Raw genomic sequence first — 13,029 nt, forward strand, 5'->3', positions numbered from 1 at the left:
TCGCCCGGGTTTCCGACCCACTCTAGTGCCGCCGCGAGCCGCGGCGGTCGGTCGTCCCGCCCGTCGTCCGCCCCGCCGAATCCCTTCGTACGCGGCCTTTTGCGGACCTACTCCGCAGTTGCACCGGCGCGCGCGCCGCGGGGGTCCGGGCGGGTTCTTCCGCAGGAAGACGCACAGGTCGTACGGATGGTTGCCGCAACGCCGAACGCACGTTCCCGATGTTTCCCGAGATGGCCAAGTCGGCTCTTTTGTGTCCACAGCCGACCAATCACGATCACTTCAAGATCATTTATTGGCGACCCGCGGGCGTGTTGTCAGTGGCAGGTGCGAGGATGCTGTGACGCGTCCGTGCGCGGGCGGGGGGACGGCAGGCGAGCCTCCCCTCTCCCTGCCGGGCACTCCGCGCAGAAGGGACCGCTGGCAGCGATGCAGATCCGGCTGACCGTCCTCGCACCGCGCAGCGGCCAGGCCGCCGCGCGCGCCTGTGATGTGCTCGTCACCGCGCCTGCCGGTACGGCGCTGGCGGCGGTGGCCTCCGGCCTGACCGCCGCGGTCTCGGGTGCGGCCGGAGCGGGGACGGGCGCCGCGCAGGAGCAGTCGGCCGGCCAGGGGCGCGGCCCGTCGGGCGGCGGTTCCATCGGCGGCGCGGCCGGAGTGGCGGGGGTGACCGGCTCGTCCGGCGCCGTGGTGCTGTACGCGGGGCGCGAGCGGCTGGACGCCCAGCGGTGCGCGCTCGGCGAGCCCCCGCTGATCGACGGAGCGGTGCTCTCGCTCCAGGTGCCCGGCGACGAGGAGGCGCCCGCGCGCGCCTCGGGGACCAGGCTGCACGTGGTGGCGGGCCCCGACGCGGGCGGCGTCCACCTGCTGCACGGCGGACAGATCAGGATCGGCCGCTCGGCCGACGCCGACGTCCCGCTGAACGACCCGGACGTCTCCCGGCTGCACTGCGCGGTGACCGTACGGGAGGGCGGCCGGGTCACCGTCCAGGACCTGGGCTCGACGAACGGCACGGTGCTGGACGGCTCCGCGGTCGGCGAACGCGCGGTGCGGCTGTCCCCCGGCGCGCTGCTGCGGCTCGGCGAGTCCGCGCTGCGGCTGGTCGCCGACGACCCCGCGCCCGCCCTGGACACGGCGCCGGACGGCGAGGGCCACCTGCGCGTGACGGTGCCCGAGGCGCCCGGCACGCAGCACGGCGGGATCGGCGGAATCGGCGTCCAGGGAGGCCAAGGCGCACACGGCGCCCATGGGGCCCAAGGGCCGGACAGCGATGTGTACGGAGCCCAGGGCGCCGCAGCCGGGACCGCCCGCCCGTACGCCGCCGCGCCCACCCCGCCCCGGGGCACCAGGACGCCCGCCGAGCCCGAGAGCAGGCGGCGCGGCGGGATAGGCGCCTGGGCCCGCCGCCTCGCCGGAGGGCGCGGCGAACAGCCGACGCACGAGGCCGTGCCCGACCTGGCGCACCCGGGCGGCGGCCCCGGCGGCCGGGACGCGGGACACGGCGCGGCCACCGGCCCCCGTACGGCACAGGGAGAGCGGGCCCCCTGGGCGGGCGACGCCGGCAGCCGCGGCGGCGACGGCACCTGGGCCGACGACAGCGACCGGGACGCCCCCGCCAAGGCGGCGAGCTGGCCCGACCCCGCGGCCGTCCTGCTGACCGCGCTCGGCCCGGGGCCGCGCCTGTGGGAGCGCGCCCCCGGGCACCAGGAGGAGCTGGTGGTGCGGCTCGGCACGGGCGACCGCGCCGACCTGCCGTCCGTCCCCGTGACCGTGGGGCTGCGCGAGGCCGGTGCGCTCGGGCTCGCCGGACCCAGGGAGCGGCTGACCGGGCTCGCCCGATCCGTGGTGGCCCAGATCGCCGCGCTGCACCCGCCGACCGCCCTGGAGATCGTGCTGATCAGCACGGACCGGGCGCGCAGCGCGGAGGAGCGCGGTCGGGAGTGGGGCTGGCTCGGCTGGCTGCCGCACGTGCGGCCCGCGCACGGCCAGGACTGCCGGCTGCTGCTCGCCTACGACCGGGACCAGGCCCTGGCGCGCACGGCCGAGCTGACCAGGCGGCTCGACGACGGACCGCTCGGCAGCGGCTGGGCCAGCGCCGAGCGGAGCGCGGTCGCCGAGGCCGCCGCGCGGTACGCGGGACCGCGCACGGTCGTGGTCGTCGACGGTGACCCGGGCTCGGCCGCGCTGCGCGAGACGACCGCGCGGCTCGCGGCGGCGGGCGCGGCGGCGGGCATCCACCTGGTCTGCCTGGCGGAGACCCCGGCCGCGTCGCCGGTCTCGCCGGTCGCGGCGACCTACGAGTCGGCGTGCGCGGCGTCGCTGGCGTTCCGCGAGTGCGGGGCCGTCGCCATCCTCAGCGGGGACGTGGCGACCGCGCTGCGGCTGCTGCGCACGGCGGGCGGGCGGCCCGCGGGGCACGGCACGGTCGGTTCGGTGGACGCGGTGTCGGCGGCCTGGGCCGAGCGGTTCGCGCGGGCGCTCGCGCCGCTGCGCGCGGAGGGCGCGGGCGTGCTGGAGGGCCACCGGGCGGCCGTGGCGCTGCCGAGGTCGGCGCGGCTGCTGGACGAGCTGGGGCTGGCGCGGGCGACCCCCGCGTCGCTGATGGCGCGCTGGGCCTCGGCGGCCGACGCGCACGGGACGCCGGTGCCGGGGGCGCCCGCGCAGGTGGTGCTGGGCGCGGGGCCGCGCGGCGCGCTGAGCGTGGACCTGACGGACGAGGGGCCGCACCTGCTGATCGAGGGCCCCCCGGGGAGCGGGCGCACGGAACTGCTGCGTTCGGTGGCCGCTTCGCTCGCGTCGGCGGCGCGGCCCGACCGGCTCGGGCTGATCCTGGTGGACGGCGCGGGCGGCGAGCGCGGCGGCGAGGGGCTGCGGCCCTGTACGGAACTGCCGCACGTGTTCACGCACTTGGTGGCGTCCGACCCGGTCAGGATGCGGGAGTTCGCGCAGTCGCTGGGCGCCGAGCTGAAGCGCCGGGCGGAGCTGCTGGGCCGTCAGGACTTCGCCGAGTGGCACACGGGGCGCGAGGTGTCGGACCGCATGGTCGGCCAGCGCACGGGCAGCGAGGCGGCGACGCACGGCACGGCGGCCGCACGCGGCACGAGCCCGCACGGCACGGTGACGCACAGCGCGGGCACGCACAGCAGCACGACGGCACACGGCACGGGCACGCACAGCAGCGCGGCGGCACACGGCACGGGCACGCACACCAGCGCGAACGCGCACGGCAGCGCCACGGCCCACGGCACGGGCACGGGCACGGGCACGCAGGGCACGGCCGCGTACGGCACGGGCACGCACGGCGCAGGCACAGGCGCGCACGGCACGGCCGCGTACGGCTCCGTGGGCGGGCGCGGCGCGGGAGGCCCGTACGGCTCCGGCGAGAGCCCCCAGGCCGCCGCCTCCGTTCCCGCCCCCGGCTCCGCTCCGATTCCGGCCCCCGGCTCCGCCCCCGAGCACGCGCGCGGCCACACCAGCGGGCTCGGCATCGGGCGCGGCGGCGCGGCGCCGGGGACCGCCACCACCGGGGACGGCGCGGGCGCCGCCGACCTGGAGGCGCCCCCCAGCGGCACGGTCCGGCTGCGCACCGCGTCGGCCGCCCGCTCCCAGCCGGTCCCCGGCCCCGCCCCGCTCCCCCGGCTGGTCGTCCTCGTCGACGACTTCGACGCACTGGTGGCCCCCGCCCTCGGCGCCCCCGGCCGCCCCGCCGCCGGATCGGTGGTCCGGGCCCTGGAGGCCGTCGCCAGGGACGGCGACCGGCTCGGCGTCCACCTGGTGGCGACGTCCGCGCGGCCCGAGCGGACGCGGGACACCGAGCTGGCGCAGCGGACCAGGCTGCGCGCGGTGCTGGACGCCCCCGTGACGGATCCCGCGCCGGACGACCCGGCGCCGGGCCGGGGCAGGCTGGGGCATCCCGACGGGCGGGTCACGCCGTTCCAGGGCGGGCGCGTGACGGGCCGCATTCCGCGCACGGCGACCCAGCGGCCCACCGTGGTGCCGCTGGAGTGGGAGCGGATGGGCGACCCGCCGACCCGCCGTCCGGTGCGCGAGCTGGGCAACGGGCCGACGGACCTGGCGCTCCTGGCGAGCGCGCTCGACCGCGCGGCGCGCTCGGTCGACGCCGCCCCGATACCCCCGTTGACCCCGGTGATCCTCTGACATCTCCCGCATCTCCCGACGCGACCGACATTCCCTGACGTGACGTCACGACGCCATCACGATCACCGAGTTGACGGCGGAGGTGGTATTGCGGGCCCCGGACGCCGGGCGTAGGACTGTCGGCACGGGACGACGGAGAACGGGGCAGTCATGCGCAGAACTCTTCATCCACGCAGGGCCGCAGTGGTGTTCGCGGCGGTGGGCGCGCTCGCCCTCGTCGGCTGCAGCGACGACGGCGACGACAAGGGCAAGGGCGACGGCAAGGAGTCCACGTCCCCGGCGGGCGTCCAACTGCCCAGACTGAACGGCCAGAAGATCGAGGTGGCCGCGGTCTGGACGGGCAAGGAACAGGCCAACTTCGTCAAGGTGCTGAAGGAGTTCGAGAAGCGCACGGGCGCGGAGGTCTCCTTCGTCCCGGCCCAGGACCCGATCGTCAACTTCCTGGGTACGAAGATCGCGGGCGGCCAGCCGCCGGACGTGGCGATGCTCCCGCAGGTCGGCGCCATCAAGCAGGCGGTGACCAGGAAGTGGGCCAAGCCCGTGGGCCCCGAGGCCAAGGCGCAGCTCGCCAAGAACTACTCCAAGGGCTGGCAGGACCTCGGCGCGGTGGACGGCGAGCAGTACGGCGTGTACTTCAAGGCCGCCAACAAGTCGCTGGTCTGGTACAACACGCGGGCGTTCGAGGACGCGGGCGCGGCCGAGCCGAAGACCTGGAAGGACTTCCTGGCGACGGCCGAGACGATCTCCGCGTCCGGCGTCACGCCGGTGTCGGTCGGCGGCGCGGACGGCTGGACCCTCACCGACTGGTTCGAGAACGTCTACCTCTCGCAGGCGGGTCCGGAGAAGTACGACCGGCTGGCCCGGCACGAGATCAAGTGGACGGACCCGTCCGTGAAGGACGCGCTGACCACGCTGGCCCAGCTGTTCGGGAAGCCGTCGCTGATCGCGGGCGGTCCGGACGGCGCGCTCCAGATCGAGTTCCCGGCCTCGGTGACCCAGACGTTCACCGGCGAGACCCCCAAGGCCGCGATGGTCTTCGAGGGCGACTTCGCGCAGACCAACATCACGCAGGCCAAGGCGGAGATCGGCAAGGACGCCAAGGTGTTCCCGTTCCCGGCCGTGGGCGCGGAGGCCCCGGTCGTGACGGGCGGCGACGCGGCGGTGCTGCTGAAGGACAACCCCGCCTCCCAGGCGCTGCTGACCTGGCTGGCCTCCACCGACGCGGCGAAGATCGCGGCGGAGGCGGGCGGCTTCGTCTCGCCGAACAAGTCCCTGGACCCGAAGGCGTACCCCAACGACGTGCAGCGCGAGATCGCGAATGCGCTGGTCGAGGCGGGCGACACCTTCCGCTTCGACATGTCCGACCAGATGCCGCAGTCCTTCGGCGGCACGCCGGGCAAGGGCGAGTGGAAGGCGCTCCAGGACTTCCTGAAGAACCCGAAGGACATCGCCGGGATCCAGCGGAAGCTGGAGTCCGACGCGACCGCCGCGTACAAGAGCTGACGCCGTGACGACGGCGACCGCGGGGGGCGCCGGAAAGGTGCCCCCCACCGCGGGAGGCGGGAAGCGCAAGAGCGTGACGGGCACGCGCGGAATCGTCGCGGCGGGCTTCCTGCTGCCCGCGCTGGTGCTGCTCGGCGCGCTCGTGGTCTACCCGATCGGGTACTCGGTCTACCGGTCCTTCCTCGACAAGTCGGGCGACGACTTCGCCGGAATCGACAACTACCGGGCGCTGTTCACCGAGGACTCCGTACAGACCGCGGTGGTCAACAACCTGTGGTGGGTGGTGCTGGCGCCGACCGTGGCCACCGTCCTCGGGCTGATCTTCGCGGTGCTCACCGAACGGGTCAGCTGGGGCACGGCGTTCAAGCTGGTCGTCTTCATGCCGATGGCGATCTCGATGCTCGCCGCGGGCATCATCTTCCGGCTGGTGTACGAGCAGCAGCCGGAGCGCGGCGTGGCGAACGCGATCGTCACCAGCGTCCACGACGCGTTCGCCGAGACGGCCGGCTACCCCAGGGCGCATCCGCTGCCGGTGCATCCGCTGAAGGCGGGCGGCGGCGGTTCGTTCGTCACCAAGGAGCCGGTACGGGCGGGCGCACCGGTGTCGTTGCCGCTGGTGGGCGTGGTGCCGAAGAACATGCCGGACTCCGCGGAGCCCGCCGTGCGGCCCGCCGCGCGGGGCGACGGGATCTCCGGCACGGCGTGGCTGGACTTCACCAGGGGCGGCGGCGGCAGGCCGAACGTCGTGGATCCGACGGAGCTGGGGCTCAAGGGCCTGAAGATCCAGGCGGTCAAGGACGGCGAGGTCGTCGCCACCGCGAAGGCGGGCGCCGACGGCTCGTTCACGCTGCCCGCGAAGGCCGAAGGGGCGCTGCTGCGGCTGCCCGCGGAGAACTTCGACGCGCCTTACCAGGGCGTGCAGTGGCTCGGCCCGAAGAAGCTCACGCTGGGCTTCCTGCCCCAGTGGCTGGCGCCGACCGTGGTGACGCTGAGCATCGTCAGCGCGTACATCTGGATGTGGGCCGGGTTCGCGATGGTGCTGATCGCGGCGGGTCTGGCGAGCGTGCCCCGCGAACTCCTGGAGGCGGCGCGGGTGGACGGCGCCAGTGAGTGGCAGGTGTTCCGGCGGGTGACGGTGCCGCTGCTGGCGCCGGTGCTCGCGGTCGTCCTCATCACGCTGACGATCAACGTGCTGAAGGTGTTCGACCTCGTCTACATCATCTCGCCGGGGTCGTCCCAGGACGACGCGAACGTACTGGCCCTGGAGCTGTACCGGACGTCGTTCGGTGACGATCCGAACCTGGGGCTCGGCAGCGCGATCGCGGTGTTCCTGCTGTTGCTGGTGGTGCCGGTGATGCTGATCAACATCCGCCGGATGCGCAAGGAAGGGGGCCGCCGATGAAGCGCGAGGACCAGGGGGCGGCCGCCGCCCCCGCCGAAGCCGCCGCTTCCACCAAAAGCGCCGGGAGCACCGGGAGCGCCGGGGGCGCCGGGGGCGCCGGGCGATCGTTCGCCGCCCGCGTCGGCGCCCGGCTCGGGGGCGCGGGCGTGCGCGTCTTCCTCGTGCTCGTCGGGCTGCTCTGGCTGATGCCCACGGTCGGGGTGCTGTTCTCCTCGGCGCGCAGCCCCGAGGACATCGCGGCCAGCGGCTGGTGGAAGGTCTTCGCCAAGCCCTCCGAGATCACCTTCGACAACTACTCCAAGCTCCTGCAGAACGAGACCTTCACCGACTCGTTCCTCTCCACCGTCATGATCACCGTCCCGGCGACGCTGCTCGTGGTGATCGTCGGGGCGTTCGCCGGATACGCCTTCGCCTGGCTGGACTTCCCCGGGCGCGACTGGTGGTTCCTGCTGGTCGTGGGCCTGCTGGTGGTGCCGGTGCAGGTCGCGCTGATCCCGGTGTCCAAGCTCTTCGGGGCGATCGGGATCTTCGAGACGACGCTGGGCGTGGTGCTCTTCCACACCGCGTTCGGCCTGCCGTTCGCGATCTTCCTGTTGCGGAACTTCTTCGCGGAGATCCCCCGGGAGCTGCTGGAGGCCGCGCGGCTCGACGGGGCGGGCGAGATCAGGCTGTTCGTACGCGTCGTGATGCCGCTCGGCGGCCCCGCGATCGCCTCGCTCGGCATCTTCCAGTTCCTCTGGGTCTGGAACGACATGCTGGTCGCGCTGATCTTCGCGGACTCCAAGAACCCGCCGCTGACGGTCGCGCTCCAGCAGCAGGCGCGGCAGTTCGGCAACAACATCGACGTGCTGGCGCCCGGCGCGTTCCTGTCGATGGTGATCCCGCTCGCCGTGTTCTTCGCCTTCCAGCGGCAGTTCGTCTCCGGGGTCATGGCGGGCGCCGTCAAGTAGTCGCGGCGGCCGCGGGTGATCGTCAACCGGTCACCCGCGGCCCCCGGGAAGGGTGGGTGAGCGGGCACGACGCACGTTGACCCGTGCAGGAACGGTTCGGTTCCCAAAAACCGGCACTTTCACTCCCGTTCGTCCCCCGGATGCCACGTCCGGCGTAACCGGACCGTCCTCGCGTCGGTTCTCGGGCCGTCCGCCCGAGCCCTGAGACCCATGGATGTCCCCTTGCCCCGGTTCAGCGTCATCGTGCCCGTGTACCAGGTCCGGGCCTATCTGCACGAATGTCTGGATTCGGTGCTCTCCCAGACCTACCAGGACCTCGAACTCATCGCCGTGGACGACGCGTCGCCCGACGCGGGCGGCGCGATCCTCGACGAGTTCGCCGCCCGCGACCGGCGCCTGACCGCCGTGCACCTCGCGGAGAACACCGGCCCGGGGGGCGCCCGCAACGCCGGACTCGCCCGCGCCACGGGCGACTACGTCGTCTTCCTCGACGGCGGCGACACGCTCGTGCCCGGCGCGCTGCAGACCGTCGCCGACCGGCTCAAGGAGACCGGCGGCCCCGACGTCCTGGCGTACGACCACGCGCGCACGTCCTGGTCGGGCGGGACGGTCCGCGACGGCCGCACCGGGCAACTCGCCGGTGCCGGGACCGGGACTGACGCCGGAACCGGCACCGGGACCGGCACCGAATCCCGCGCGCTCGCCGACCGCCCCGGGCTGCTCGGGGCGCCCACGGCCGTCTGGACCAAGGCGTACAAGCGGGAGTTCGTCGAGCGCCAGGGCCTCGTCTTCCCGCCCGGCGCTCACGAGGACGTCGCCTGGACCCACCGGGCGCTGCTGGCCGCCGGGTCGATCGCGGTGCTCGACGCGGTCTGCGTGCACCACCGCGAGCGGCGCGCCGGCGAACGGCGCGGAGCCGGGCTCCCCGCCGCGCACCGGGCGCACTTCGACGTCTTCGACCAGTACGACCGGGTCTTCGCGTTCCTCGACTCGCGCCCCGCGCTGGACGGCTGGCGGCCCGAGTTGCACCACCTGATGCTCGACCACTTCTCGGCGCTGCTCGCCGCGCACGGCGACCTGCCGCGCGCGTGCCGCGCGGAGTTCTTCCGCCGCGCCCGCGCCCACTGCCGCCGTTACGCGCCCCTCGCGCGGGGCGCGTCCGTCCCGCCGCGCGTCCGGCTGCACCGCGCGCTCTTCCGGTACGCCGACCACCGCACGTACCGCGCCGTGCGCGCCGCCCAGCGGCTGCGCGCCCGGGTCCGCGCCGCCGTCGCCGGGGCGCGCGGGGCGGGCCGCGCCGCCGCGCTCCGGCTGCACTACCGCGTCCAGCTCAAGCTGCCGCTGCGCGGGAACGAGGCGGTCTTCGCGGCGTACGGGCACGGCGGCTACGCCTGCGACCCCGCCGCCATCGAGGCCAGACTCCGCGAGCTGGCGCCCGAGATGCGCACGGCCTGGATCGCGCACCCCGTCCACCACCACACGGTCCCCGACGACGTCCGCCGCGTCGCGCCCGGCGGCTTCGCCCACGCGGCGGCACTGGCCCGCGCCAAGTACCTGGTCAACAACACCGAGTTCGGCGGCAGCCCGGTCAAGCGGCCGGGGCAGGTCCTCCTGCGGACCCACCGGGGCACCCCGCTCAAGTCCACCGGCCTCGATCTCAGGGACCACCCGGCGGCGGCCGGCGGCACGGACTTCGCGGCGCTGCTCGCCGACGCGGACACCTGGGACTACTCCCTCTCCGCCAACCGCCACTCCACCCTGGTCCGCGAACGGGCCTTCCCCGCGGGCTACACCACCCTCGAATACGGCTCCCCGCGCAACGACGTCTTCCACCGCGCGACACCGGCCGACATCGCCCGCATCCGCTCCGAGCTGGGCATCCACAGCACCGCGACGGCGATCCTGTACGCCCCCACCCACCGCGACTACCGCCGCACGCAGCGCCTGCCGCTGGACCTGGAGCGCGTCGCCCGTGCGCTCGGGCCGCGCTTCGTGCTGCTGACGCGGGCGCACTTCGCGTACGAGGAGCCGCTGACCCGCGCCCCGCACCCGCGCGTCGTGGACGTCTCCGGCCATCCGTCGGTGGAGTCCCTGTGCCTGGCGTCCGACGCGCTGGTCACCGACTACTCGTCCCTGATGTTCGACTACGCCGCGCTCGACCGCCCGATCGTCGTCCACTCCGACGACCCCGAGGCGTACGAGGCGGCCCGCGGCACCTACTTCGACCTGCGCGCCTGCCCGCCGGGCGCGGTCGCGCGCACCGAGGACGAGCTGATCGACATCTTCTCCACCGAGCACTGGCGCGGCTCGCGTTCGGCGCAGCTGCGCGCGGCGTTCCGGGCGAGGTTCTGCCCGTACGAGGACGGCCGCGCGGCGGAGCGGGTGGTGCGCCACGTGTTCCTGGGCGGCGCACCGGGCGAGCCCCGGGTGATCCCCCCGGAGGACCGCGCCCCGGTCTCCCTGCCCCAGCAGGGCGCGCCCCGCGTCGAGGAGAGCCACCGCTAGGCGGGAACCCGTGCCGGGCGCGCCGCCCCCGCCCTACGCCTCCCGCAGCGCGGCCACCGCCGCGCGGGCCAGCGCGTCCACGTACCCCGGGGGCAGCGCGCTCCGCACCACCACGAGCCGCCAGTACAACGGCCCCACGATCAGATCGAGCGCCCGGTCGGGATCCGTCCCCCCGGGCAGCTCCCCGCGGGCGACCGCCGCCCGCACCACGACCGCCGCCACCCCCTGCTGACCGTCCAGCAGCGCCGCCTTGATCGCGTCGGAGATCTCCGGGTGCCGCACCGACTCGACGAGCAGATCGGGGATGACCTGCGAGGCGACGGGGTGTCGCAGGGCGTGCGAGGCGACTTCGAGCAGGGCCCGTACGTCTCCGTACAGCGATCCCGTGTCGGGCGCGGGCATCCCCTGGCTCGCGACGGCCGACACCAGGTCGAGCACCAGCTCCAGCTTGGACTTCCACCGGCGGTACACCGCCGTCTTGCCGACGCCCGCGCGCCGCGCGATGCCCTCCATGGACATCCGTGCGAACCCGACCGCCGCCAGCTCGGCGAAGACGGCGGCGCGGATCGCGTCGGTCACGTCCTCCCTGAGCACTGCGGCTCCCGCTGGGGCGCGACGGGGTGTTCCCGGGTCCGTGGTCATGACCATGAGCATACCCGTGACGACGGGACGGTTGCGTTCCGACGTACCGGCGTCCTACTCTCCACGTAGCGACGATACGGTTCCGTCCCATCGAGAGCGAGCCCCCACGTGACGAGCCCGACCACCCTGTCCCCGCCGGACGCGCCCCCGCGGCGGCCCGCCGGGGGACGAGAACCCGACGAGACGGACCTCGCCGCCCTCGCCCGCCGCCACGGCCTGACCGTCAGCGGCGCCCGCCCGAGCCTCATCGAATACACCCGCCGGCTCTGGGACCGCAGGCACTTCATCACGGCCTTCGCGACCGCCCACCTCACCGCCCGCTACAGCCAGGCGAAGCTGGGCCAGGTCTGGCAGATCATGACCCCGCTGCTCAACGCGGCGGTCTACTACTTCATCTTCGGCGTCCTGATGGGCACCAAGCACGGCGTCCCCGACTACGTCCCGTTCCTGGTCACGGGCGTCTTCGTATGGACCTTCACGGCCAGCTCGATCACGGTCGGCACCCGCGCCATCAGCGGGAACATCGGCCTCGTGCGCGCCCTGCACTTCCCCCGCGCCAGCCTCCCCGTCGCCCTCGCGCTCCAGCAGTTCCAGCAGCTGCTGTTCTCGATGGGCACGCTGGTCGGGATCCTGCTGCTCGTCGGCGTCTACCCGCACCCCTCCTGGCTGCTCGCGGTCCCCGTCCTGCTGCTCCAGGCGCTGTTCAACACCGGCCTGTCGATGGTGATGGCCAGGCTCGCCGCCCGCACCCCCGACATCGCCTCGCTGATGCCGTTCGTGCTGCGCACCTGGATGTACGTCTCCGGGGTCATGTGGAGCGTCGACCACCTGCTCAGCAAGGGCGACCTGCCGCACGCGGTGATCGTCGCGCTGGAGTGCAACCCGGCCGCCGTCTACATCGACCTGATGCGCTTCGCCCTGATCGACAGCTTCACCGCGGCCCAGCTGCCCCCGCACGTCTGGGCGCTCGCCACCGGCTGGGCACTGCTCGCCGCCGTGGGCGGGTTCATCTACTTCTGGAAGGCAGAGGAGACCTACGGCCGTGGCTGAGACGACTCCCACCAGGATCCCCACCGTCGTCGTCGACGACGTCCACATCACCTACACCGTGCACGGCACCACCGGCGGCCGCGGCTCCGCGACCTCCGCGCTCAGCCGGATCGTCTCCCGCAAGGAGTCCCCCGGCGTCCGCAAGGTGCACGCCGTCAAGGGCGTCAGCTTCGCCGCGTACGAGGGCGAGGCGATCGGCCTCATCGGCTCGAACGGCTCGGGCAAGTCCACCCTGCTGCGCTCCATCGCGGGCCTCCAGCCCCCCACCAGGGGCAAGGTCTACACCCACGGCCAGCCCTCGCTCCTCGGCGTCAACGCCGCGCTGATGGCCGACCTGACCGGCGAGCGCAACGTCATCCTCGGCGGGCTCGCGATGGGCATGACGATGGACGAGATCCGCGAGCGCTACCAGGACATCGTCGACTTCTCCGGGATCAACGAGAAGGGCGACTTCATCTCGCTGCCCATGCGCACCTACTCCTCCGGCATGGGCGCCCGGCTGCGCTTCTCCATCGCGGCGGCCAAGAACCACGACGTGCTGCTCATCGACGAGGCGCTGTCGACCGGCGACGCGAAGTTCCAGAAGCGCAGTCAGCAGCGCATCGTCGAACTGCGCAAGGAGGCGGGCACCGTCTTCCTGGTCAGCCACAGCAACGGCACGATCCGCGAGACCTGCGACCGGGCGCTCTGGCTGGAGGCCGGGCAGCTGCGGATGGACGGCCCCGCGAAGGAGGTCGTCGCGGCGTACGAGAAGTTCACGAAGAAGTGACGGCCCACCGGAAGTGACATAGCGGGCAAAAGGCCTGAACGAGGCTAGTATCC

8 protein-coding genes are annotated in these 13,029 nt (G+C 74.0%); 7 read left to right on the top strand and 1 reads right to left on the bottom strand.

Going from position 1 to position 13,029, the window contains the following annotated elements; all coding sequences use genetic code 11:
• Positions 1–426 precede the first annotated feature (426 nt).
• The 5 genes from ACIBNE_RS18975 (at position 427) to ACIBNE_RS18995 (ending at position 10,515) form a co-directional block, all read left to right on the top strand.
• Positions 427–4,155, top strand: coding sequence for an FHA domain-containing protein (locus ACIBNE_RS18975; protein WP_399272861.1), 3,729 nt, complete (start codon positions 427–429; stop codon positions 4,153–4,155).
• 150 nt (positions 4,156–4,305) lie between these two features.
• Positions 4,306–5,658 (top strand): ABC transporter substrate-binding protein, encoded by a 1,353-nt coding sequence (locus ACIBNE_RS18980; RefSeq protein ID WP_399272863.1) that lies wholly within the window; start codon positions 4,306–4,308, stop codon positions 5,656–5,658.
• 4 nt (positions 5,659–5,662) lie between these two features.
• Positions 5,663–7,060, top strand: a complete 1,398-nt coding sequence (locus ACIBNE_RS18985) for a carbohydrate ABC transporter permease (RefSeq protein WP_399272865.1) — start codon at positions 5,663–5,665, stop codon at positions 7,058–7,060.
• A complete protein-coding gene (locus tag ACIBNE_RS18990) occupies positions 7,057–8,010 on the top strand; it encodes a carbohydrate ABC transporter permease (protein WP_399272867.1) in 954 nt (317 codons plus the stop codon). The genes ACIBNE_RS18985 and ACIBNE_RS18990 overlap by 4 nt, the downstream gene beginning before the upstream one ends.
• A 222-nt stretch (positions 8,011–8,232) precedes the next feature.
• Positions 8,233–10,515 (top strand): CDP-glycerol glycerophosphotransferase family protein, encoded by a 2,283-nt coding sequence (locus ACIBNE_RS18995; protein WP_399272868.1) that lies wholly within the window; start codon positions 8,233–8,235, stop codon positions 10,513–10,515.
• Positions 10,516–10,548: 33 nt separating this feature from the next.
• Here ACIBNE_RS18995 and ACIBNE_RS19000 read toward each other — a convergent pair whose 3' ends face one another.
• Positions 10,549–11,169, bottom strand: a complete 621-nt coding sequence (locus tag ACIBNE_RS19000; protein WP_399272870.1) for a TetR/AcrR family transcriptional regulator — start codon at positions 11,167–11,169, stop codon at positions 10,549–10,551.
• Between the two features lie 114 nt (positions 11,170–11,283).
• Here ACIBNE_RS19000 and ACIBNE_RS19005 point away from each other — a divergent pair, with 114 nt between their 5' ends.
• A complete protein-coding gene (locus tag ACIBNE_RS19005; RefSeq protein WP_399272980.1) occupies positions 11,284–12,207 on the top strand; it encodes an ABC transporter permease in 924 nt (307 codons plus the stop codon).
• Entirely contained in the window at positions 12,200–12,976 is a 777-nt protein-coding gene (locus ACIBNE_RS19010; protein ID WP_399272872.1) for an ABC transporter ATP-binding protein, read from the top strand. The genes ACIBNE_RS19005 and ACIBNE_RS19010 overlap by 8 nt, the downstream gene beginning before the upstream one ends.
• Positions 12,977–13,029 lie beyond the last annotated feature (53 nt).

Origin of the sequence: Streptomyces sp. NPDC050504, from assembly GCF_044458065.1 — a bacterium.
Lineage (GTDB): Bacteria > Actinomycetota > Actinomycetes > Streptomycetales > Streptomycetaceae > Streptomyces.